General features: G+C 72.1%; 14 protein-coding genes (1 of these 14 only partly in view). 8 read left to right on the top strand and 6 right to left on the bottom strand.

Going from position 1 to position 22,451, the window contains the following annotated elements:
• The 3 genes in view from GTO19_RS08010 to GTO19_RS08000 are tightly spaced (each overlapping or abutting the next) and all read right to left on the bottom strand, a layout consistent with a single transcriptional unit that may run on beyond the window.
• Window positions 1-5,764 carry the 5' portion of a type I polyketide synthase gene (locus GTO19_RS08010; RefSeq protein WP_291020091.1) on the bottom strand. The gene continues 26 nt to the left of window position 1, outside the view, so 5,764 of the gene's 5,790 nt are visible here — the first part of the coding sequence; it begins with the start codon at window positions 5,762-5,764; its stop codon lies off the left edge, out of view.
• Window positions 5,761-10,308 carry a type I polyketide synthase gene (locus GTO19_RS08005; protein WP_291020089.1) on the bottom strand — a complete coding sequence of 1,516 codons (4,548 nt, stop codon included), beginning with the start codon at window positions 10,306-10,308 and terminating at the stop codon, window positions 5,761-5,763. Before GTO19_RS08005 ends, GTO19_RS08010 begins: the two co-directional genes overlap by 4 nt.
• On the bottom strand, window positions 10,305-11,069 hold the full coding sequence (locus tag GTO19_RS08000) for a thioesterase II family protein (protein ID WP_291020087.1): 765 nt from the start codon (window positions 11,067-11,069) through the stop codon (window positions 10,305-10,307). The genes GTO19_RS08005 and GTO19_RS08000 overlap by 4 nt, the downstream gene beginning before the upstream one ends.
• Window positions 11,070-11,443: 374 nt before the next feature.
• Between GTO19_RS08000 and GTO19_RS07995 the strand changes: the two genes are divergently transcribed.
• On the top strand, window positions 11,444-12,145 hold the full coding sequence (locus tag GTO19_RS07995) for a 4'-phosphopantetheinyl transferase superfamily protein (RefSeq protein ID WP_291020085.1): 702 nt from the start codon (window positions 11,444-11,446) through the stop codon (window positions 12,143-12,145).
• On the opposite strand, the gene GTO19_RS07990 is transcribed toward GTO19_RS07995, so the two are convergent.
• Window positions 12,142-13,317 (bottom strand): MFS transporter, encoded by a 1,176-nt coding sequence (locus tag GTO19_RS07990; RefSeq protein ID WP_291020083.1) that lies wholly within the window; start codon window positions 13,315-13,317, stop codon window positions 12,142-12,144. The two genes, GTO19_RS07995 and GTO19_RS07990, sit on opposite strands and share 4 nt — an antisense overlap.
• Window positions 13,318-13,445: 128 nt before the next feature.
• On the opposite strand from GTO19_RS07990, the gene GTO19_RS07985 reads away from it, so the two are divergent.
• Together GTO19_RS07985 and GTO19_RS07980 are read left to right on the top strand one after the other, a co-directional pair.
• On the top strand, window positions 13,446-14,180 hold the full coding sequence (locus GTO19_RS07985) for a helix-turn-helix domain-containing protein (RefSeq protein WP_291020081.1): 735 nt from the start codon (window positions 13,446-13,448) through the stop codon (window positions 14,178-14,180).
• A gap of 99 nt (window positions 14,181-14,279) precedes the next feature.
• The gene (locus GTO19_RS07980; protein WP_291020079.1) at window positions 14,280-15,650 is read left to right on the top strand and encodes an FG-GAP repeat protein; all 1,371 of its coding nucleotides are present in this window, start codon (window positions 14,280-14,282) and stop codon (window positions 15,648-15,650) included.
• Between the two features lie 29 nt (window positions 15,651-15,679).
• On the opposite strand, the gene GTO19_RS07975 is transcribed toward GTO19_RS07980, so the two are convergent.
• On the bottom strand, window positions 15,680-16,402 hold the full coding sequence (locus tag GTO19_RS07975) for a GntR family transcriptional regulator (RefSeq protein ID WP_291020077.1): 723 nt from the start codon (window positions 16,400-16,402) through the stop codon (window positions 15,680-15,682).
• Window positions 16,403-16,563: 161 nt separating this feature from the next.
• Between GTO19_RS07975 and GTO19_RS07970 the strand changes: the two genes are divergently transcribed.
• The 5 genes from GTO19_RS07970 to GTO19_RS07950 are packed head-to-tail and all read left to right on the top strand — an operon-like array spanning window position 16,564 to window position 21,561.
• On the top strand, window positions 16,564-17,346 hold the full coding sequence (locus GTO19_RS07970) for an ABC transporter ATP-binding protein (RefSeq protein ID WP_291020075.1): 783 nt from the start codon (window positions 16,564-16,566) through the stop codon (window positions 17,344-17,346).
• On the top strand, window positions 17,343-18,137 hold the full coding sequence (locus GTO19_RS07965) for an ABC transporter permease (RefSeq protein ID WP_291020074.1): 795 nt from the start codon (window positions 17,343-17,345) through the stop codon (window positions 18,135-18,137). The genes GTO19_RS07970 and GTO19_RS07965 overlap by 4 nt, the downstream gene beginning before the upstream one ends.
• A 53-nt stretch (window positions 18,138-18,190) precedes the next feature.
• Window positions 18,191-19,171 (top strand): ABC transporter substrate-binding protein, encoded by a 981-nt coding sequence (locus GTO19_RS07960; RefSeq protein ID WP_291020073.1) that lies wholly within the window; start codon window positions 18,191-18,193, stop codon window positions 19,169-19,171.
• A 7-nt stretch (window positions 19,172-19,178) separates the two neighbouring features.
• Window positions 19,179-20,795 carry an amidohydrolase gene (locus GTO19_RS07955; protein WP_291020072.1) on the top strand — a complete coding sequence of 539 codons (1,617 nt, stop codon included), beginning with the start codon at window positions 19,179-19,181 and terminating at the stop codon, window positions 20,793-20,795.
• Window positions 20,796-20,799: 4 nt separating this feature from the next.
• Entirely contained in the window at window positions 20,800-21,561 is a 762-nt protein-coding gene (locus tag GTO19_RS07950) for an ABC transporter permease (RefSeq protein ID WP_291020071.1), read from the top strand.
• A 22-nt stretch (window positions 21,562-21,583) separates the two neighbouring features.
• On the opposite strand, the gene GTO19_RS07945 is transcribed toward GTO19_RS07950, so the two are convergent.
• On the bottom strand, window positions 21,584-22,390 hold the full coding sequence (locus GTO19_RS07945; protein ID WP_291020070.1) for an IclR family transcriptional regulator C-terminal domain-containing protein: 807 nt from the start codon (window positions 22,388-22,390) through the stop codon (window positions 21,584-21,586).
• Window positions 22,391-22,451 lie beyond the last annotated feature (61 nt).

Below are 22,451 nucleotides of genomic sequence, written 5' to 3'. Positions count from 1 at the left end.
CGGCCATGCCGACGCCGCCCCAGGCACCCCAGGCCACGCTGAGCGCGGGCAGGCCGGCGCGGCGGCGCGCCTGCGCCAGCGCGTCGAGCCGGGCGTTGGCGGCCGGGTACAGGCCCTGCCCCGCCGCGCCCAGCCACAGGCCGGCGGCCGAGTAGAGAACGAAGAAGTCCAGCGCCCGATCGCGCGTGATGTGGTGCAGCACCCAAGCCCCCTGCGCCTTGCCACGCAGCACCGCCTGCGCGCGCAGCCAGGTCTGGCGTTGCAGCACGGCGTCGTCCAGCGCGCCGGCGGCGTGTACCACGCCGCGCAAGGGGGGCATGTCGCGCGTGATCTCATCGAGCACGGCCTGCATGCGCGCACCATCGGCCGCGTCGGCTTCCACGGCCCGCACCGTCGCGCCTTGCGCGCGCAGTTCGGCAATGACCGATTGCGCGTGTTCGTCGGGCGCGCGGCGTCCGCTCAGCACCAGGTGGCGCGCGCCACCGGCCACCAGCCAGCGCGCGGTCTCCAGGCCCAGGCCGCCGAGACCACCGGTGATCCAGTAACTGGCGTCGGCGCGCACGGCGCTCGCCGCGTCGGCCCGCAGCACGAGCTTGCCGACGTGCTTGGCTTGCGCCATGAAGCGCATGGCCTCGGGCGCGGCGCGCAGGGGGTACTCGCGCACGGGCAGGGATTTGAGGCTGCCGTCGGCCAGGGCCGCGAGCAATTCGTCGTAGAAGGGGCGCAGCAGGCCATGGTCGGCCAGGGCCTCGGTGCCAAGGTCGTAGGCGTGGTACTTCACATCGGGCCGCGCGGCGGCGGCCGAGGCCGCGCTCATGATGTCGCGCTTGCCGAGTTCGAGGAACACGCCGCCCTGCCCCAGCACGCCCAGCGTGGCGGGGATGAAATCACCGGCGAGCGAGTTGAGCACCACGTGCACGCCCTCGCCGTTCGTGAGCGCGCGCACCTCGTCGGCGAAGGCCAGCGAGCGCGAGTCCATCACGTGCCGTACGTCCATGCCGCGCAGCAGGGCGCGCTTGTCGGGCGAGCCTGCGGTGGCAAAGACCTCGGCACCCGCGCGCAGCGCGAGCTGCACGGCCGCCAGCCCCACGCCACCGGCGGCGGCGTGGATGAGCACGCGCTGGCCCGCGCGCAGGTTCGCCAGGCGCTGCAGGCCGTACATGGCGGTGAGGTAAGCCACGGGCAGGCCGGCGGCGGTGGCGGCGTCCATGCCGTCGGGTATCCGCGCCAGGAAAGCGGCGGGCACCACCACCTCGTCGCCCAGGCTGCCGGGTGCGAAGCCGAAGACGGCGTCGCCCACGTTCAGGTCCGTCACGCCGTCGCCGCGCTCGATCACCACGCCTGCGCACTCGGCACCGAGCGGGATGCCTTCGGCCTGGTACATGCCCAGGCTCAACAACACGTCGCGGAAGTTCAGGCCGGCGGCGAGCACACGCAGGCGCACGCTGCCGGCACCCAGCGGCGCGGCGGGCACGGGCTGCAGGCGAAGACCATCCAGCGTGCCGGCCTGGGCCACGGCCCAGGCTTGCGGGCCGCCGGGGCGTGCCGCGTCGGCGGTGGGGCGCCGCAGTTGCGGCGTGAATCGCCTCGCGCCGCGCAGGGCCAGGCGCGAGGGCACACCCTCGCCCGCGAGCAGTTCGGCGAGCAGGCGATCGGCCTGCTGCGCCGCGCGGTCGGCAGGGTCGAGGTCGATCGCGCGCGCCCGCAGCTCGGGGTGCTCCTGCTCGATGACGCTCACCAGGCCATCGAGTCCGGCGGCGCGCGGTTGCAGGGCTGCGGGGTCTTCATCGCCAACGACCACGCAGGCGCCCCGGCTCACCAGAAACAGCGGCGCGGGCTGCTCGACCAGCGCCTGCGCGAGCGCGAGCGCACTGCCCAGCGCGGGCCAGTCCTCGTTGGCGGCGTCCGGCGCCGCGGCATCGGCGAACGACGGCGTGTCCAGGGCCCAGAGGTGCACCACGCCGCGCCAGGGCCCCTGGGCCACGGCGTCGAGTGCGTCGCCCGCGCGCAGCGTGGTGCAGTGCGCGCCCTGCTGCTGGAGTCGCGCAGCCAGGGCACCGCCCACGCCGCCCCGGTCGCCCAGCAGCAGCCAGCGGCCGGCAACGGGTTCGCGCGCCTCGGCGGCCGGCAAGGCCTGCCAGTGCACGTGGTACAGCAGATCTTCGGCCGGGGCCGAGGTGCCGGCGTCGGCCGGTGCGAAGCGCATGCCCTCCAGACGCAGCAGCTCGGTACCGTCGGCCAGCGACAGCACCACGGTGGCCGAGAGCGAGGACGGGCCGGCCTCCACGCTGGCGCGCGCGTGCACGCGGCGGGCCTGCGACGGGGCCACCATGATGCGGTCGGCGCCCAGCGGCAGGAACAGGCGGGGCGCCTGCTCGCCGCCGAGCCCGGCGGCAACGGAGCACAGCTGCAGGGCACCGTCGATGAGCAGCGGGTGCAGGCCATGGCCTTGCGGCGACTGGCCATCGGGCAGCTCGAGCCAGGCCTCGGCCACGGCCTGGCCCGCGCGCACCTCGCGCAGCACCTGGAAGCTGGGGCCGAAGGGGGCACCTGCGTTGGCGAAGCGGCGGTAGATCGTGTCGGTGTCGAGCGCCGTGTGCGCGTCGGCTCGCGCCGCTGCGGCCCGTGCCTGGGCGGCGGGTGGGCGCGCCGATGCGCTGGCCACGGCACGCCAGCCACCATCGGGCAGGGCCTCGTGCAGCGCCAGTTCGGCGCTGCCCTCGTCGCCGCGCGTCGCCACCACCTGCCAGCGCGCCGGTGCCTCATCGCCTTCGGCGATCACCAGGGGTCGCAGCACGGTGAAGGATTCCAGCGCCACGCGCTCCACCTGCAACAGCGCGCGCGCGGCGGCGGCCAGCATGTCCATCTCGGCGGCGGCGGGCATCAGCAGGCGGCCCTGGATGCGGTGGTCGGCCAGCCAGGCCCGGGCCTGCGCGGCATCGCCCTGGAATACCAACATGCGCTCACCCGCAAGCGGCAGGCGCCGGCCCAGCAGCGGATGGCCGCTGTCCGAGCCGACCGCCAGGTTCGCGGCGGGACGCGAGCGGATCCAATGGCGCTTGCGCTGCCACGGGTAGGCGGGCAAGGACACCACCTGCCCCGCCTCTGGCTGCAGGCCGTCCCATGCGGGCGTGACACCGGTGGCGTACACACCGGCGCAGGCCTGCAGCATCGTCTCGCGCTCGGGCCGGCCACGCCGCAGCGAGGCGAGCACACGCGGTGCGTGCTCCCGATCCGCCAGGCATTCGGCGATGGACGCGGCCAGCACGGGGTGCGGGCCGATCTCGATGAACGTGTCGATGCCCTCGTCGGCCATGGCCGCGATGGCGGGGGCGAAGCGCACGGCCTGGCGCACGTTGCGGCCGAAGTACCCGGCCTCGGGCACGCCATCGAGCGCGGTGCCGGTGACGGTGGAGAACACCGGCACGGCGGGCGTGGCCAGGCGCAGGCCGGCGAGTTCGGCGTCCAGGCGCTGCTGGAATGGCGCCATCTGCGCGCTATGGAAGGCGTATGGCACGGGCAGCCGGCGGTGGCTCACGCCACGCGCGCTCAAGGCGTCGAGCACCTGGTTCAGCGCGGCTTCTTCGCCCGAGAGCACCACGCTGCGCGGACCGTTCAAGGCCGCAAGCGAGAGCCGGTCGCCCAGCGGGCGCAGCAGCTCGGTGGCCTCGTCCTCGCTCAGGCCCACGGCGGCCATGCGGCCCAGGCCCGTGGCCTGCTGCATCAGGTGGCCCCGGTGCCAAACCACGCGAATGGCGTCGGGCAGATTCAGCGCACCGGCCACGTGCAAGGCCGCAACCTCGCCCACGCTGTGGCCGATCACGGCATTGGGCAGCACACCCCAGGATTTCCAGAGCGCGGCCAGCGCCACCTGCAGCGCGAACAGCGCAGGCTGCGCGACCTCGGTGTCGCTCAGGCGCGAGACCACTTCGTCGGCACCCAGTTGCTCCAGCAGCGACCAGCCCGACAGCGGGCGCAGCAGCGCGTCGCATTGCTCGATCACCTCGCGGAACACGGGCTCGTCGGCCAGCAGCTCGCGCCCCATGGCGAACCACTGCGGCCCCTGCCCGCTGAACACGAAGCCCAGGCGCGGCAGCGCGGTGGCCGAGCGCTGGCCACTGGCCACGGCGGGCGAGTCCTGGCCTTGCAGAAAGTCGTTCAGGCGTGCGCGCAGCTCGTCGGCGCTGCGGCCGACCACGGCCAGGCGGACGTCGTGGTGCGTGCGGCGCTCGGCGGCGGTGAAGATCACGTCGCTCAAGGGCTCGCGCGCCTGACCCAGAAAGTCCACCCAGCGCGCCGCGAGCGCGCGCAGCGCTTCGGGCGATCGCGCCGACAGCGGCAGCAGTTGTGGCGCGCCCTCGGCGGTCGCGGCGCCATCGCTCGGCAGCGCGGGCGCCTCTTCCACGATCACGTGCGCGTTGGTGCCGCCCACGCCGAAGGAACTGATGGCCGCGCAGCGCGGCACGGCACCGCGCGGCCAGGGCGTGAGCGCGGTGGGCACGGCCAGGCGCGTGCCCTCGAACGAGATGTGTGGACTCAGGCGCTTGAAGTGGGGCTGCGGCGCGATGGCCTGGTGCCGCAGGCTGAGCACGGCCTTGATGAGGCCGGCCACACCCGCGCCGGCTTCGAGGTGGCCGATGTTGGCCTTGGCCGCCCCCAGGTAGCAGGGGCCAGTGCCCGGGAACGCGCGTCCCACGGTGGCGGCCAGCGCCTCCACCTCGATCGGGTCGCCCAGCGCAGTGCCGGTACCGTGCGCTTCCACGTAGCCGATGCGCTGCGGCGCGAGCTGGGCGTTGGCCAGGGCTTCGCGCACCATGGCCTGCTGGGCCAGGCCATTGGGCGCGGCCAGCAGCGTGGAGTGGCCGTCCTGGTTCACGGCCGAGCCGCGCACCACGGCCAGCACGCGGTCGCCGTCGGCCACGGCGTCGGACAGGCGCTTGAGCACCACCACGGCGCAGCCCTCGCCACGGCCGAAACCATCGGCCAGTTCGTCGAAGGTCTTGCAGCGGCCGTCCGGCGCCATGAAGCCCACCTTGGACAGCGAGACCATGAGGTCGGGCGTGAGCATGAGCGAGACGCCACCCGCGATGGCGACGTCGCTCTCGCCGTGGCGCAGGCTCTGGCAGGCCAGGTGCACGGCCACCAGCGAGGACGAGCAGGCGGTGTCGATGGACAGGCTGGGGCCGCGCAGGTCCAGCACGTACGAGAGGCGATTGGCCAGCACGCTGTGCAGCGTGCCGGTGAGCGTGCGCGCGTCGATGGCGTCCGGGTCGTTGTACTGGAGCTGGGCGTAGTCGTTGTGGTAGCTGGCGATGAAGACGCTGGTGCGGCTGCCACGCAGGCGCTCCTGCGGCAGACCGGCGTCGTCGAAGGCCTCGATCGCCACTTCGAGCAGCAGGCGCTGCTGCGGGTCCATGCTGGCGGCTTCGCGCGGCAGGATGTTGAAGTAGGCGGCGTCGAACTGGTCGATGCGTTCCTTGAGAAATCCGCCCCGCCGTGTGGACGCCTTGCCGGGCAGCGAAGTGTCGGCGCTGTAGAACGCGTCGGCGTTCCAGCGCTCGGCGGGCACTTCGGTGGTGGCGTCACGGCCTTCTGCGAGCAGGGTCCAGAAGGCCTCGGGCGAATCGGCACCGCCAGGCAGGCGGCAGGCCATGCCGACGATGGCGATGGGGTCGGCGCGCAGCAGGTGAGCGGACTGTTCGCGCACCTGTTTGGCCAACAGGGCGAGCTTGAGCGCGGAGAGCTCTGGCGTGGGCTCGCTCATCGCACACCTCGGCGGCGGTTGCCGCGCAGGGCCAGCGCGGCTTCGTCGTCGGACAGGCCGGCGACTTGCAGCACGGGCGCCTCCAGGGCGGCAGCGCTCGGCTCGTCGGCGACCGCGATCGGCTCGGGGGGACCGTCGCCCGCCAGGTGCGCGGACAAGGCCTCCACCGTGGGGTAGTTCCAGGCCAGCGTGGCCGACAACGGGCGCCCCAGCGCGGCTTCGAGCCGGTTGCGCAGCTCCATGGCCATCAGCGAGTTCAGGCCCATGGCGCCCAGGGCCTTGCGCGGGTCCAGCCGCGCGGGCGCCACCTTGAGCACCTTGCCCACGGCTTCCTTCACCACGGCCTCCAGGGCCTGACGGCGCTGGGCGGGCGTGGCTTCGGCCAACGCCTCGCCGCTGGCGGGCAGCGCGGCGGCGTCGGGCTGCAGTTCGGTGAACAGCGGCGAGCGGCGGCCCGCGCGGGCCTGGGCGAAGCGCGCCCAGTCGATCGGCAGGACGACTGGCGTGGTCTCGTCGCTGGCGATCAGCGCGTGGAACAGCGCCAGGCCGCGCGCGGGCGCGAAGGCCGCGATGCCCTGGCGGTTCATTTCGGCGACGTTGCGCTGGCCCGCCTCGTCGTGCACCAGGCCGGTATCGGCCCATACCCCCCAGGCGATGCTGATGGCCGGCAGGCCACGCGCCCGGCGGTCCAGGGCCAGGGCGTCCAGGCCGGCGTTGGCGGCGGCGTAGTTGGCCTGACCCGCCTGCGCGAGCAAGGCGCCGGTGGAGGAGAACAACACGAAGAGATCGAGATCGGGCAGCAGGCGGTCGAGCAGGCGCGCGCCGTGCAGCTTGGCTTGCAGCGCGGCGCCAAAGGCCGCGCCATCCATGGCACTGACGAGGTGGTTGTCCAGCGCGCCGGCCGCGTGCACCACGGCGCGGATCGGCGGCCAGCCTTCAGCGGCGTAGGCGTCGAGGAAGGTGCACAACTGGTTCTCGTCGCCCACGTCCACCGCCGCCAGGTGCACGCTCGCGCCCATCGCTTCGAGCGCGCGCACGGCGGCCACGCGGCGGCCGGCGGGGCTGCTCGCGTCCAGCGCAGCCCAGGTGGCGCGCGGCGGCAGGGCGGTGCGGCCCATGAGAATGAGGCGGCGCGCGCCCTGACGGACCAGCTCGGCGGCCAACAACAGACCGATGCCGCCCAGGCCGCCGGTGATGAGCACGCTGGCGTCGGCGCGCCAGGGCGCGGAGGTCGGCGCTGGAGCCGGCTCGAGCGCGCGCAGGCGCGCCACGAAGCGGTAGCCCCCGCGCAGCGCCACCTGGTCTTCGCCGTCGGCGGCGAGCAGGTGGTGGGCGAGCGAGGCGGCGTCGCCGCGGGCGGCGGGGTCGCGATCGACCAGCCCGCCCCATCGCTCGGGGTGTTCCTCGGCCAGCACGCGCGCACTGCCCCACAGCGCGGCCGGCATCACGGCGACACGGGCGCCCGCGTTCACCGCCTGCGCGCCCCGCGTGGCGAACCACAGGCGCGCGGGGCTGCCGGCCTTCAACAAGGCCTGCAGCGCGTGCACGGGCAGCCAGGCGGCTTCCGCGGTGTCGGGTACCAGCCAGAGCACCTGGTGGGCACCGGCCAATGCGGAGGTCCACCGGTCGCTGACACTGGCTGTGGCGCTGGCGCCCTGCGCTTGCAGGGCCCGCACGACGGCGCCCGCGTCATCGAGGTCGTCGCTCACCACCAGCCAGGGTCCGGGGGACGGGGCGCAGGGCGCGGGCGCGTCCAAGGCCTGCCAGCGCAGCGCGTACAACCAGCCCAGCGATTCGTCGTCGGGGCGATGGCGTTTCACGCGTTCGCGTCCCGGCGAGGCGGGGCGCAGGGCCGCGTCGATCCAGTGGCGTTCGCGCTGCCAGGGGTAAGTCGGCAACTCGGTGGGAGGCGCAGCGGGCATCAGCCGCGCCCAGTCGATGGCGCCACCCGCGCACCACAAAGCGCCTGCCGCGGTCAGCAGGCCGGTGGCGCCGTCCTGATCGCGCTGGCCACAGGCCACGGCCTGCAACTCGCGGCCGGCGGCCTGCGCGGTCTGCTGCATCGCGGGCAGCAGCACGGGGTGCGGACCGAGTTCGATGGCGGCGCCGATACCGTCTTCCAGTGCGCGCGCGAGCGTTTGCGCGAAGCGCACCGGTTGGCGCAGATTGGCGGCCCAGTAGGCGGCGCCGAGTTCGCCGCCGTCGGCGCGGCGCGCCAGCACCGTGGCGTACAGCGGCACGCTGGTTTCGGCGGGCCGCAGGTCCGCCAGCTCGGCGCCCAGCGCATCGGCCAGCGGCTGCATCTGAGGGCTGTGCGAGGCCACGTCCACCTTGACGAGGCGGCAGAACACGCCCTCGCCCTGCAATTCGTCCATCAGGGCCTGCACGGCGGCGGGCTCGCCCGATACCACGCTGGAGCGCGGGCTGTTGCTCACGGCCACGGCCAGGTGCGCCTCGCGGCCGCGCAGGCGCGCCTGCGCCTCGTCCATCGACAGGTCCACCATCGCCATCGCGCCCTGGCCGCTGGTGGTCTTCATGAGCTGGCTGCGGCGGCAGATGACCCGCATCGCCTCGTCCAGCGAGAGCGCGCCCGCCACGGCGGCGGCGGCCACCTCGCCCATGCTGTGTCCCATCACCGCATCGGGGCGCACGCCGTTGGATTGCCACCAGGCCGCGTAGGCCAGGGCCAGCGCCACCAGCAGCGGCTGCACCACGTCGATGTCGTCGAAGCGGTCACCTGCGCTGCCGGGCTCGGCATGCAATTGGTCGGTCAGCGAGACGTCGAGCCAACGGCGGGCAGCGGCGTCGCAGCGCTCGAAGGTCTCGCGAAACACCGGCTCGTTGCGCAACAGGTCGCGCGCCATGCCGCGCCACTGCGCGCCCTGCCCCGGCATCACGAAGGCGGTGCGCAACGGCCGGCCGGGCTCGCGCACGCGGCCTTCCGCGCTGGGGGCTTCGCGGGCGGCGTAGCCGCGCAGGGCGTCGACCAGTTGCCCGCGGCTGCCGGCCACGAAGGCCGCGCGGTGCTCCAGCGCGGCGCGGCGCGTGGCGGCGTTCCAGCAGATGGCCGCGACGTCGTCGTCGCGCGCGGATGCGAGGCGATCGGCGTAGCTCGCCGCCAGCGCGCGCAACGCGGGCTCGGCGCGGGCCGAGAGCACCAGCAGCGCGGCCGGTCGCGCGCTCGACGCGGTGGTCGATCCGTCGCCCATCGTCGCGGACGTGGTGGTGGCCGGCTGGAGCACCGGCGCTTCTTCGAGCACCGCGTGCGCGTTGGTGCCGCCGATGCCGAAGGAGTTGACGCCCGCGAAGCGCGGCGCGGTGCCGCGCGGCCAGGCCTGCGCCTCGCGCGCGATGGCCACGGGCAGGGTCGACCAGGCCACCGCCGGGTTCGGCGTCCTGCAGTGCAGGCTGGCGGGGATGCGCTGGTGGTGCAGCGCCAGGCAGGCCTTGATCAGCCCCGCCACGCCGGCCGCCCCTTCGGTGTGGCCGATGTTGGTCTTGACCGAACCCATGAGGCAGGTCGAGCCGGCTTCGCGCCCTTCGCCCAGGACCTTGGCCAGCGCGTCGATCTCCACCGGGTCGCCCGCGCGCGTGCCGGTGCCGTGCGCTTCCACGTAGGACACGCTGGACGGCGCCACACCCGCGTCGCGGTAGGCCGTGCGCAGCATCTCCTCGTGGCCGATGCGGCTGGGCCGGCCCATCACGCCGCTGCTGCGGCCGTCGTTGTTGACGGCACTGCCGCGCAGCACCGCGTAGATGCGGTCGCCGTCGGCCTGCGCACGCGCCAGCGGCTTGAGAACCACCAGGCCAGCGCCTTCGCTGCGCACGTAGCCATCGCCATCGGCGTCGCCGAACTTGCAGCGGCCGTCGGGCGCCATCATGCGGCTCTGCGAATACGCGATGCTGATGTGCGGCTGCAGGATCAGGTTGACGCCGCCGGCCAGGGCGAGGTCGCTCTCGCCGTTCTGGATGGCGCGCGCCGCCAGGTGCACCGCCGCCAGCGAGGACGAGCACGCGGAGTCCAGCGACAGACTGGGCCCGCGCAGGCCCAGCAGGTAGGACAGCCGGCCCGCGAGCGCGTAGCGCCCGCTGCCGGTGGTCATGAGGAAATCGACGTTCTCCGGGTCGGCGAACAGGCGCGATTCGAAGTCGCTCACCCACTGGCCCACGAACACGGCGGTGTTGGAGCCGTCGAGCCGCGTGGGGTCGATGCCGGCGTCTTCCAGCCCTTCCCAGGCGCACTCCAGCAGCAGGCGCTGCTGCGGGTCCATGCGCTCGGCCTCGCGCGGCGAGACGCCGAAGAACTCGGCGTCGAATCGGTCGAGCGTGTCGAGGAAACCGCCCCAGCGGCTCATCATGCGGCCAGGCGTGGCAGGGCGCGGGTCGAAGTAGTGGCCGAGGTCGATGCGGTCGGCCGGGATCTCGGTGATCGCGTCGCCGCCCTCGGCCAGCAGACGCCAGAAGCTCGCAGGCCCCGTCACGCCGCCGGGAAAGCGGCAGCCGATGCCGACGATGGCGACCGGCGTCGGCGGACTCGGGTTCATACCAGGGCCTTCGCCAACACCGGCGCCAGGCTGGCCGAGACGTCGGCCAGCAACGCGTCGCGCTGGGCGTTCAGGTAGAAGTGGTCGCCCGGCAGCACGCGCAGGGTGAAGGGCCCGCTGGACTCACCGCGCCAGCCCTCCAGGTGCTCGCGCGGGGTGAGCGGGTCGTGCGAGCCGCCGAACACCGACAGCGGGCAGGCCAGCGGCGTACGCCCCGCTGGCGGCGCGTGCGTCTCCAGCGCGTGGATGTCGGCGCGCAGCGAGGGCAGCAGCATGGCCATCAGTTCCTCGTGCTCGGCCACTTCGGGCGGGATGCCGCCGTAGCGGCGCTGGATCTCGGCCACGAATTCGGCGTCCGACAGCACGTGCAGCAAGGGATCGGGGTTGGGCCAGTGCGGCGGGCGACGGCCCGAGACGAACAGGTGCCGTGGCATGGGTGCGCCTTCGTGCCGCAGGGCGCGCGCCACCTCGTTGGCCAGCACGGCGCCCATGCTGTGGCCGAACAGCGCGTAGGGCAGGTCCAGGTGGGGCCGCAGGGCGTCGACCACGCCGTCGACGATGTGGTCCAGGCGCGTGATGACGGGGTCCTTCAGGCGATTGGCCCGCGCGGGCAACTGGATGGCCACGAGCTCCACCGCGTCGGGCAGGGCGTTGCACCACGGGCGGTACACCCCCGCACTGCCGCCCGCGTGCGCAAAGCAGAACAGGCGCAGTCGCGCGCCCGGGCGGGGAACGAAACGCTGAAGCCAGGGGCTGTTCATCGGGCCCCCCGGCGGCTGGTTTCCTGGCGTTCGATGGCCGGTGCGACCTTGCAATGCATGATGGATTCCTCTGGCCCGCCCGCGCTGGCGCGCCTGCCCCCCGAAGTAGCGTTTACGTATCGGTTTTTTCGGCTCCATGTTACCGAATGTTTCTCTCCAAACCGCTCCGCCAGACCCGTTTCCAGTGCCATTCATCACATTCGCTCCCATACGGGTAGGAGGCATTTGCCAAGAGGATGCTACGAATGAAGAAATGGTCAAATGACCCAGGTCACACATACCCGGTACTGGATGCGCGGAAGACCCGGCAGGCGATTAGAAGGGCGCCGGGCCCGAATAGGTAGTAAATATTCACGCATCGGCGTGTAACGAACATGCGGATTGATCAACACGCAGCGATTCAGGCACCCGGCATCGAGCTGTGGCTGGTGGATCTGCTGGCCGAGGCGGCCGAACGCGGGGCCCCCGCGCCCGGCGACGGGCTGGACGGGGTCGAGCGCGCCCGCGCCGCGCGCTTCCACTTCGAGCGGGACGCCCACCGCTACCGGGCCAGCCACACCGCCCTGCGCCACCTGCTCGCGCAGCGCACCGGCGTGGCGCCCGCGGCGCTGCGCTTCGCGGCGGGCAGCCACGACAAACCCCGTCTGGACCTGCCCGGCGCACCGGCCTTCAACATGAGCCACAGCGGGCGCTGGGCGCTGATCGGCATCGGCGGGACCCTGCCGCTGGGTGTGGACATCGAGGTGCCGCGCGAGATGGACGACCTGATGGCGCTGGCCGAGCGCAACTTCACCCGCACCGAGTGCGGCGAGCTGCAGGCGGTGCCCGCGGCCGGGCGGCTGCGCGCCTTCCTGCGCTGCTGGACGCGCAAGGAAGCCGTGCTGAAGGCGGTGGGCAGCGGGCTGTCGATCGAACCCGGCCTGTTCGAGGCGGGCACCACACCCGGGCGCCGCACCACCACCCTGCCCGTCTCGGGCCAGGCCTGCGCGGTGACGGTGCTCAGCGTGGACGTGGACAGCGAAGCGCTGGCGGCGGTGGCCTGGGTGGAGGCGGGCTCACGTCACCTGGCGTTCTAGGCCGTGGCCGCAGCCGGCGCCGGCGTCCGCGGCAACTGCGTCAGCACCAGCAGCGTCACCACCGAGGTCAGCGCCATCACGCCCAGCAGGGCGGTGAAGCCGGCCGCCTTGACCACCGGCCCGATCGCCCACACCGCCACCGAACTCGCGCCCAGCGACACGGCCAGCCGCATGCCGGCCACGCGCGAGCGCATGCCGTCGTCCACGAAGCGCACGATCATCGCGTCGGTGAAGGGAATGGCGCCGAAGATGGCCGACATGAACAGCAGCTGGATGAAGAGGAAGGCCCAGCCGTCCAGCGTGGTGGCCAGCGCCAGCAGCAGCGCCTGCAGTGTGATCACGCCGATGTAGAGCCGCTTGAGCGAGTGCCGATCGATCAGGTAGCCCACCACCAGTTGCGTGACCGAGGCCGCGGTGTAGACCAGCGCCAGCAAGGTGCCGATGCGCGCCGGGTCTTGCGAGACCTCGCGCAGGCGGTCCGTCAGCAGCTCGAAGTTGGCGTTGGTCGACAGGTTGAACAACAGGCCGCCACTGGTGGCCGCCATGGTCATGATGAGGAAGAGCCGCGCCAGCGGCATGCCCGACGGCGGGTGCCCGCTGCTTTTCTTTTTCGCGGGCGCCGCGGTTTCGCGCGTGCCGACCAGCGCGAAGGCCACCCCGCAGGCCAGGCAGATCAGCCCCGGCACCACGAAGGCCATGCGCCAGCCCGTGTACTTGACGAGAAAACCCGTGAGCACCGCGGCGAAGGCCACGCCCAGGTTGCCCACCAGGCCGTTGACACCGATGGTCCAGCCCGGGCGCGGCGCGCCCTGCACCAGCATGGGAATGCCCACCGGGTGGTAGATGGACGAGAAGGCGCCGAGCAGCGCCAGCGCCAGCGCCATCTGCATCGGCGTGTTCGTGGCCGCCACCAGCAGCGAGGCCGCGCCCATGCCGAAGAAGAACACCAGCATCATGGGACGGCGCCCCCAGTGGTCGCCCAGCCGGCCCGCGGGCAGCGAGCCGATGCCGAAGAAGAAGAAGGCCGCCACGCCGTAGGGCATGAGGTCTTCCCAGCGCGCGAGGCCGAAGTCGCTGGCGATGCTGGTCACCGCCGTGGCGAAGATCAGCAGCATCATGTGGTCCATGGCGTGACCGATGTTGAGCAGGGCCTGGGTGGACTTGTTGTGCATGGCCGCGATCATCGGCGGTTAAGCTGTGCCGGCAAAATTCAACGCCGCCAGAAATGCGTCCAAAACCGCCAAAGCTTGCCAGCCGGCCGTCGCGCGGCCCCAGCGCCGGTGCGCTGGCCGCCAACCGGGTGCCGCGCCCCGTCGCGGCGCTGGCGCGTTCCGACGCGGCCGGCACGCAGATTGCGCCGCACCTGCACGCGCGCGACCAGCTCATCTACGCCATCCGCGGCGTGATGACGATCCGCGCCAACGGCTTCATCTGGACCCTTCCGCCCAGCCACGGCATGTGGATGCCGGCGCAGGCGGTGCACCAGATCCACATGGACACCGAGGTGGAGATGCGCACGCTCTACTTCCAGCCGGGCACGGTCACGGGCCAGGGGCGCGGCTGCCAGGTGCTGGCGATCACGCCGCTGCTGCGCGAGCTCATCCTGCGCGCGATGCTGATCCCGCCGCGTTATGCACTGGACAGCGCCGACGCGCGCCTGATGGAGCTCATCGTGGACGAGGTGGGCCGGCTGGAGCCCCGGCCCCTGTCGTTGAAGCTGCCCACGGACAAGCGCCTGGCGCGCCTGTGCCAGTTGCTCATCGACGACCCGGGCCATGCGGGCTCCATCGCCGAACTGGGGCGCCAGGTGGGCCTGTCCGAGCGCAGCGTGATCCGCCTGTTCCCGCAGGAGACCGGGCTCAGCCTGCACCGCTGGCGTCAACAGGCGCGGCTGATGCGGGCCTTCGCGCTGAGCGACCAGGGCATGAACATCGGGCAGCTCGCGGACGAACTCGGCTACGCGAGCGCATCCGCCTTCGGCAAGATGTTCGCGAAGCAGTTCGGGCAGGCGCCGCGGCGGGTGCTGCTGCCCTGAGCGCCTGGCCACCCGGCGCCCACGCGGTCGCCGGGCGGGGAGGACCGCCAATTGCCGGGCGATCGCCTGTTGATGCACACGCGCCACAGGGAGATTCACATGGCGGAAACCCAGCGGACCGTCGTCCGCCGAACAGACGCGGTGGCGATGGCCGCCCTCATCGCCGGCACGGCACTGGCCGGCTGCGGTGGCGGTGGTTCCGAAACGAGCGCCGATGCCAACGGCACTGCGTCGCCGCAAGGCGTCGTCTACCTCAAGCGCAGCGCCGGCTCGGCCGACTGGAGCTTCGGCCGCACCATCGCCTTCTCCCCCGATGGCCAGGCCCTGGCGGTCGGCCAGTCCTCGGCCGTGGAGTTGTTCCGCCGCGGCCAGGGTGGGTGGTCGTGGGTGCAGACCCTGCCCTTCGGCTGGCGCGACGCGCCGGCGCCCGCCTTCACCGCGAATGACCAGTTGCTCGTGGGCTTGCCCGGGAGCGACGCCGCCTTGCCCGACGCCGGCCTGGTGCAGCGCTTCGTCTCCACGCCTGGCGCCTGGACGCTGGCCGACACCTGGCGCCCCCCGGCGCCGCTGGCGCGGGGGCGTTTCGGCAGCGCGGTGAGTGCCTCGGCGAATGGCGCCGTGGCGGTGGTGGGGGAACCCGCCGAGCACGCGCCCGGGCGCTTTCACGTGTACCGCCGGCAGGGGGGCGCCTGGTCACTGCAGCACACGGTGGCGCCGGTGAACCCCGAACCGGGCGACCGGTTTGCGGGGCAGCTGGAGGTCTCGGCAGACGCCAGCACCATCGTCGTGGGCGCGCGGCACGAAAGCAGCGCCCTGCCCGACGACCCAGGCGACACCAGCCGGCGCCACGCGGGCGCGGCCTTCGTCTACGCATTCGACGCCGAAGCCGGTGCCTGGCGCCTGCGCGCGTACCTCAAGGCGCCCCTGCCGATGGCCGACGACTGGTTCGGCAGCGCGGTGGCCATCTCCGGCAACGGCGCCACCGTGGTGATCGGCGAGCGGTTTCGGGGGGTGGAGGGCCAAACCAGTGCGGGTGCGGTCTACGTGTTTCGCCGAGGCAGCGAGGGCTACACGCTGGCGCAGACCATCACCGCGCCCCAGGTGCATGACCGGCGGCATTTCGGCGGCCACGCCCTGGCGCTGACCCCCGATGGCGCCCAGCTGGCCATCGGCGAGATCGGCGACGCCAGTGCCGGTACCGGCCCGGGAGCCGACCCTGCGCAGGCCCGGCTCAGCTGGGCCGGTGCCGCGCACGTCTACCGCCTCCAGGGCGGCCGCTTCGTGCACGCGCAGTACCTGAAGGCCAGCAACACCGGCCAGGGCGACCTTTTCGGCTGGTCGATCGCGCTCACGAGCGATGGCCACACCCTGGCCGTCGGCGCGCCCGCCGAAGGCAGCAACAGCACCGGCATCGGCGGCAACCAGGCGGACAACAGCGTCTTGCACCGGGGCGCGGTCTACGTGTACTGAGGATCGCCGCGGGACGGGCCTCGCCGAGCTCACATCCCCACCACCAGCCTGAGGGCTTGCGGCACCGGCGCCCCTTCGTCGCGGTGCTCCAGCGCCTTCTGCAGGTTGTGCCGCGCGGTCTCCGTGTGCTCCGTGGCCAGCGCTTGCGCGCGCGCGCTCTCCCCTCGCGCGAGCGCGTCGAACAGCATGTGGTGTTGCCGGTGCGCGTACATCATCGAATCGCGGTCCAGGGCCAGGGCGCCTTGAATGGGCAGCAAGGCGCTGGCCGCCGCGAAGGGGAGCTTGTTGTTGAGGGCGATGGCGCGCTGCAGCGCGCGGTTGCCACAGGCCTCGACGAACAGATCGTGAAAGCGGTCGTTCATGGCCGCGTAGCGCGCGTAGTCGTCCACCTGCAGGCTGGTCACGGCCACCACGCTGTCGCCTTCATCCAGGCAGGCCTGCATGTCCCGCGCCAGTTGGCGGCTGAGCCCGTGTTCGGCCACCAGGCGGGCCGCCATCCCCTCCAGGTGCGCGCGCACCGAGATCACGTCTGCCACTTCCTGCACGGTGAACTGCCGCACGACATAGCCCACCGTGTCCTTCGGCTCGACCAGCCCTTCCTGTTCAAGGCTGACCAGGGCCGCACGAACCGGGGTGCGCGAGGCGTCGAGCCGCTCGGCCAGGAACTTCTCGGTCAGGCGCATGCCCGGGGCGAATTCGCCGCGCAGGATCAGGTCCCTCATCTGCATGAGGACGGTGCTGTGGATGTTCATTGAAAAAATGTACACAAATTTTCAAAACAGTATACATTTCAGCGAAAGGTGAACCGCCATGCACGTCCCGCAGAGTCCCTCGACCCCAACCGGCGCGACGCCCAGGCGCCTCGACTCGCGGACGCCGCCCGTGCCGCGAGCGCGCTGAGATGGACGCGCGCGTGGTCAGCCCGCCCTGCCTGGCGCTCGCGGGCGTCGGCAAGACCTTCGCCCAGGACGGCGGCCAGACGGAGGCCCTGGGAAGCATCGATCTCTCGGTGCGCGAGGGCGAGTTCCTGGCCATCGTCGGCCCCTCCGGCTGTGGCAAGTCCACGCTGCTGCAAATTGCCGCCGGGCTGACGCCAGCGACGCGGGGAAGCGTGCGCTTCCATGGCGAGGCGGTCACCGCGCCGCCGCCCGGCATCGTTTACCTCTTCCAGCAGTACGGCAAATCGCTGTTTCCGTGGCGCACGGTGCTCGACAACGTCGCGTTCGCGGTGGAGCACCGCCCGGGCATGCGCCGCGCCGCAGCGCGCCACAGCAGCCGCCACTACCTCGACATGGTGGGGCTGGCGGACTTCGCCGACCACTACCCCGCGCAACTCTCGGGCGGCATGCAGCAGCGCGTGACCATCGCCCGGGCCCTGGCCGCGCAGCCGCGGGTGCTCCTGATGGACGAGCCCTTCAGCTCCGTGGACGCGCTCACCCGGCTGGAACTGCACGCCATCGTGCAGGACCTGTGGCAGAAGCACGGTTTCACGGCGGTGCTCGTCACGCACGACGTGGACGAGGCGGTGTTCCTGGCCGACCGCGTCGCGGTGCTCTCCTCGCGGCCCGCGCGCGTGGTCCAGGTGCTGGAGACGGGGCTGCCCCGACCGCGCGACCGCCTCGACACCCCGCAGATGCCGCGCTTTCTGGAGCTGCGGCACGCGCTGCTCGCCGCGCTTCTGGGGCGAAGGGCATGAGCGATCCGATGAGCGCCGCAGCGCCCGATGGCCAGCGGCTGAAAGCCTGGCTGGGGCCCGCGGTCCTGCTGTCGCTCGTGCTCCTGCTGGAACTGGGCACGCGTTCCGGCTGGGTCAATGCCGTGCTGGTGCCACCGCCATCGGCCGTGGCGCTGCGGGTCATCGCCGTCGTGAGCGCCGGCAGCGTGTTCGAACCCTTGGGGCGCACGATGGTCCTGCTCGCGATCGCCTACGCGATCGGCTGCGTGTTGGCCATCGGCACCGGGGTCTTCATGGGACGGTCCCCCCGGGTCCATGGCCTGCTGGAGCCCCTCGTGGAGGTGCTGCGCCCCTTGCCAAAACCCGCTCTGTTGCCGCCGCTGATGCTGTTCCTGGGCCTGGGCGACGCCATGAAGATCACGGCGGTGGCATTGGGTGTGTTCTTTCCCGTGCTGATCAACACCATCCAGGGCGTGCGCGGCGTCGATCCGGTGATGGTGGACGTGGCCCGCACCTTCCAGCATTCGCGCGCGGCCCTGCTCTGGAAGGTGGTGCTGCCGTCGGCCATGCCGCTCGTGCTGGCGGGCATGCGCGTCGCCCTGGGCATCGCGCTGGTGCTGGTCGTGATCGCCGAAATGATGGCCGGCACCGGCGGCATCGGCTACCTGATCATCGATCTGCAGCGTTCCTTCCGCGTCGTCGACATGTACGCGTGGGTCGTCATCCTCGCCTTGCTGGGCTATGCGCTCAACGAGGTGTTCGTGCGCATCGAGCGGCGCGCGATCCACTGGTCCGGCGCGCGCGCCGGCTGACCGATCACCTCCCTCTGCCCCGTTTGCACCCACCCCCACAAGGAGAAGTCACGATGAGCAAGCCCACTCTGAACCGGCGCACGGCCGCCGCCGCCCTGGCAGTCAGCGCACTCGGTCTGGCCAGCCAGCGGGTGCGCGCCCAGGCCACGACCAGGCTGAGGGTCAGCACGATTCCCATCATCGACATCGCCCCGCTGCAGGTGGCGATGGCCAAGGGCTACTTCGCGGCCGAGGGCATCGAGGTCGACACGACGCCCACGCAAGGCGGCGCGGCCGGCATCCCCGCGCTGGCCGCGGGCCAGGTGCAGGTGGTCTTCAGCAACGTGGTCTCGACCATCCAGGCGGCCAGGCAGGGCCTGGGCCTGCAGATCATTGCGCCGGCCAGCACCACCGGCGACGCCCCGCCGGACCAGGCCGCGCTGATCGCGAAGAAGGGCGTGCCCTTCAAGACAGGCAAGGACCTGGAGGGCAAGCGCATCGCGGTGAACACGCGCAACAACATCATCTGGCTGTATGCGCGCGCCTGGGTGCGCGCGACCGGCGGCAACCCCGACGCGGTGACCTACCTCGAGGTGCCGTTCCCGCAGATGGTGGATGCCGTGCGCGGCGACCGGGTCGACGCGGCGTTTGCCGTCGAGCCCTTCGTCTCGAGCGCCGTGGCCAATGACATGCAGGTGGTGGGCTATCCGTACATCCAGGTTCAGAAGCGCCTGCCCGCCGCGCAGTACGTGGCGAGCCGGACCTACATCCAGCAGAACCCGCAGCTCATCGACGGCTGGGTGCGCGCGTACCAGAAAGGGGTCGACTGGGTGAACCAGAACCTGAAATCCGAGGAGCTGCTCAACCTCATCTCCGGCTACACGCGCATTCCGCCGCAGGTGATCGCGAAGCTGCCGATGGCGGCATTCGAGAAGGTGGTGGACCCCGCCGCCCTGAACCCGGTGGTCGAGCAGATGCGGCGCAACGGCCTGCTGGAAGGGGAGTTCGACCCCGGGTCCATTCTTCACCGCACGGCCCTGCAGGCTTCGCGCTGAGCTGCCGATGGCGTCGCAGGAACAGGTGCTCGTCACGGGCGACATCGTGACCATGGACCCGGCCCGGCCGCGCGCGCAGGCGCTCGCGGTACAGGGCGCGCGCCTCGTCGCGGTGGGCACGCGCGACGAGGCCCGCGCCGCGCTGGGTGCGGCCCCGCGTGAGATTCACTACCCGACGGGCACCGTGGTGCCGGGCCTCATCGACACCCACAACCACATGCAATGGACCGCGATCCAGACGCGGCTGGTGGACCTCGCGCCCGCCCGCTCGATCGCCGACGTGCAGGAGGCGATCCGCGCCTACGCCCGGCGCCACCCGCACAAGCCCTGGATCATGAGCGGCAGTGGCTGGCACGTGGTGAGCCTGCGTGAAGGGCGCTACCCGACGCGGCAGGAACTGGACGCGGCCTGCGCGGACCGGCCGGTGTACCTGCCACGCATCGGTCACGCGGCCGTGGCCAATACGCTGGCCCTGAGCCTGGCCGGCATTGGCCCCGACACAGCCGATCCGCCCGGCGGGCGCATCGAGCGCGACGAACATGGACACGCCACCGGCGTGCTGCTCGAGCCACCGGCCTTCGAGATGGTGGCGCGCCTGGTGCCGCCGAGCTCGCTGGACGAGCAGCTCGACGCGCTGCGCGACATGCAGCGCACGTACCACGCCGCCGGCCTCACGGGCATCATGGACCCGGGCGTGACGCCGGAGATGATGCGCCTGTACCAGACGCTGTGGCAGCGCGGCGAGCTGTCGGTGCGCAGCGTGCTGATGCCGCTGTCCGACTCCAGCCTGCCGCTGCAGGCCAACCTCGACCGCATCGCGCAGGCCGGCCTGGCCACCGGCTTCGGCGACGCGCGCCTGAAACTGGGGGGCGTGAAGCTCTTCCTGGATGGCGGGGCCTCGCTCGGCACGGCGCTGATGCGCGAGCCCTACCCGGACGAGCGCTGCAACTGCGGCATCCAGGTCACCCCGACCGAGTCCTTCCGACAGATCGCGTGGGCCTGCGCGCGGCAGGGCTGGTCGCTGGGCGTGCACGTGGTGGGTGGCAAGGCCATCGACATCGCCCTGGAGGTGTTCGCCGAAATCGACAAGGACATTCCCCTGCGCCCCTTGCGCTTCAGCCTGATCCACGCGTACCTGTGGCCGGAAGCGCGCAACATCCGCGAGGCCGCCCGCATGGGCATCACCGTGGCCACGCAGTGCTCGATGCAATACACCTTCGGGCCCCTGCTGGTCCAGCGCTTCGGCACCGTGCTCATGTCGCTGGCCACGCCCGTGCGCAGCTGGATCGACGCGGGTGTGGTGGTGGGGGGCGGCTCCGACTCGCCCGTGACGCCGTATCAGCCGCTGCTGGGCTTGTGGCAGGCCCGCACACGCCACATTGCCGGCACGGACGAACCGGTGGGCCGCCTGCAAGCGGTCAGCGGCGAAGAAGCGCTGGCGCTCTACACGCGCGATGCCGCGTACGTGAGTTTCAGCGAGCACGAGCGCGGCATGCTGCGCCCCGGGCTGCTGGCCGACTGGACCGTGCTCTCGGTGGACCCTGTCGCCTGCGACCCCGAGGCCCTGCGCGACGCTCGCGTGCTCGCGACGGCGGTGGACGGCCGCGTGGTGCACGAGACCTGACCCCATGCGCGCCCTTCCGCATCGGTTCTGGGGCGTGCTGCTGCTGGTGTTCCTGCTGGTCCTCTGGCAGGTGTCCGCGGTGCATTGGGTGTCCAGCAGCAGTTGGCCGCCCGTGACGGACATCCTGAAGGCGATCGCCGAGGGGCTGGGCAGCGGAGAGCTGGCGCAGGTGTTCGGCTCGACCCTGTGGCGCATGGCGGCGGGCTTTGCCATCGGCTCGGCCATCGGTGTGCTGCTCGGCCTGGCGATGGCGAGCTTCCCGCTCGCGGACGCCGCGCTGCGCCCGCTGGTGGAGCTGCTGCGCCCCATTCCGATGCCGGCCATCGTGCCGCCGCTGATCCTGCTGCTGGGCATCGACCACGCGATGAAGGTCTTCGCCGTGTCATTCGCCTGCTTCTTCCCGGTGCTGGTGAACACCGTGAGTGGCGTGCGCGCGGTCGATCCGATCGCGCTCGACGTGGCGCGCACCTTCCAGGTGGGGCGCTGGCGCACGCTGGCCATGGTGGTGCTGCCGGCCAGCCTGCCCTACATCCTGGCGGGCCTGCGCACCAGCCTGGCGCTGGCGCTCATCGTGAGCGTCGTCGCGGAGATGATCGCCGGCTCCGAAGGCATCGGCTACTACATCATGACCATGCAGTACGCCATGCGGCCGGGCGACATGTACGGGGCCATCTTCCTGCTCGCCGCACTGGGTTACGGCCTGAACCGCATCCTGCTGATGGTCGAACACCGGCTGCTGCACTGGTGGCAGCGCGCCGGGCGCTAGGCCGGCGTCGGCCAGGACAGGGTCACCCCCGCCCCGACCGCAACAACAGCGCCGACACCTCATCCGCCGCCGCCCGCAGCTTCGGCAACAGCTGATCCTTCATCACCGTCGCCGAGGTGCGGTTCGCCTGCCCCGACACGTTGAGCGCCGCAATCACCGCGCCGCCCCGGTTGCGCACCGGCGCCGCAATGGAAATCAGACCCTCCTCCAGCTCCTGGTTCACCAGCGCCCAGCCCTGCCGCCGCACCTGCTGAACGCGCGCCAGGATGTCGGCCGGCCGGGTGGCGGTGTGGCGCGTGTTCGCGCGGATATCGCTGGCTTTCAGCCGCGCCTTCACCCCGGCGTCGTCCAGCCCCGAGAGCAGCACGCGGCCCAGCGAGGTGCAGTACGCCGGCAGGCGCGTGCCCACGTTGAGGTTGAGCGAGACGATCTTGTGCGTGTGCACGCGCAGCACGTAGACGATGTCGCTGCCGTCCAGCACCGCCGCCGAGCACGACTCGCCCACCGCGTCGGCCAGGCGCTCCATCACCGGCTCGGCCAGGTTCCAGATCGGCATGGACGTGAGGTAGGCGAAGCCCAGGTCGAGGATGCGCGGCGTCAGGCGGTAGAGCTTGCCGTCACCCTCCACGTAGCCCAGCGTCTGCAGCGTGAGCAGGATGCGCCGCGCCCCGGCGCGCGTGAGGCCGCTGCGCGCGGCCACCTCCGACAGGGTCTGCTCGCTCGCCTCGGCGCTGAACGAGCGGATCACCTCCAGCCCGCGCGCGAAGGACTGCACATAGCCGTCGCCGGGGGTTGGCGCGTCGGGTGCGCGACGGGCGTGGGTTGCCATGGTCTTCCCTGGGCGACTAGAATGATTCGTCAATCGAACAAGTGTTCGTCATTAGAACATT

The organism is Hydrogenophaga sp., from assembly GCF_011772445.1.
Lineage (GTDB): Bacteria > Pseudomonadota > Gammaproteobacteria > Burkholderiales > Burkholderiaceae_C > Hydrogenophaga.
The sequence above is the reverse complement of the archived record's forward strand: the minus strand, read 5'-3'. Positions and strand labels throughout refer to the sequence as shown.

Bases quoted from the DNA above. Each gene is read 5' to 3' on its own strand.
- GTO19_RS08005 (WP_291020089.1), bottom strand. From the start codon at position 10,308: ATGAACCCGAGTCCGCCGACGCCGGTCGCCATCGTCGGCATCGGCTGC.
- GTO19_RS08000 (WP_291020087.1), bottom strand. From the start codon at position 11,069: ATGAACAGCCCCTGGCTTCAGCGTTTCGTTCCCCGCCCGGGCGCGCGA.
- GTO19_RS07995 (WP_291020085.1), top strand. From the start codon at position 11,444: ATGCGGATTGATCAACACGCAGCGATTCAGGCACCCGGCATCGAGCTG.
- GTO19_RS07990 (WP_291020083.1), bottom strand. From the start codon at position 13,317: ATGCACAACAAGTCCACCCAGGCCCTGCTCAACATCGGTCACGCCATG.
- GTO19_RS07980 (WP_291020079.1), top strand. From the start codon at position 14,280: ATGGCGGAAACCCAGCGGACCGTCGTCCGCCGAACAGACGCGGTGGCG.
- GTO19_RS07975 (WP_291020077.1), bottom strand. From the start codon at position 16,402: ATGAACATCCACAGCACCGTCCTCATGCAGATGAGGGACCTGATCCTG.
- GTO19_RS07965 (WP_291020074.1), top strand. From the start codon at position 17,343: ATGAGCGATCCGATGAGCGCCGCAGCGCCCGATGGCCAGCGGCTGAAA.
- GTO19_RS07960 (WP_291020073.1), top strand. From the start codon at position 18,191: ATGAGCAAGCCCACTCTGAACCGGCGCACGGCCGCCGCCGCCCTGGCA.
- GTO19_RS07955 (WP_291020072.1), top strand. From the start codon at position 19,179: ATGGCGTCGCAGGAACAGGTGCTCGTCACGGGCGACATCGTGACCATG.
- GTO19_RS07950 (WP_291020071.1), top strand. From the start codon at position 20,800: ATGCGCGCCCTTCCGCATCGGTTCTGGGGCGTGCTGCTGCTGGTGTTC.
- GTO19_RS07945 (WP_291020070.1), bottom strand. From the start codon at position 22,390: ATGGCAACCCACGCCCGTCGCGCACCCGACGCGCCAACCCCCGGCGAC.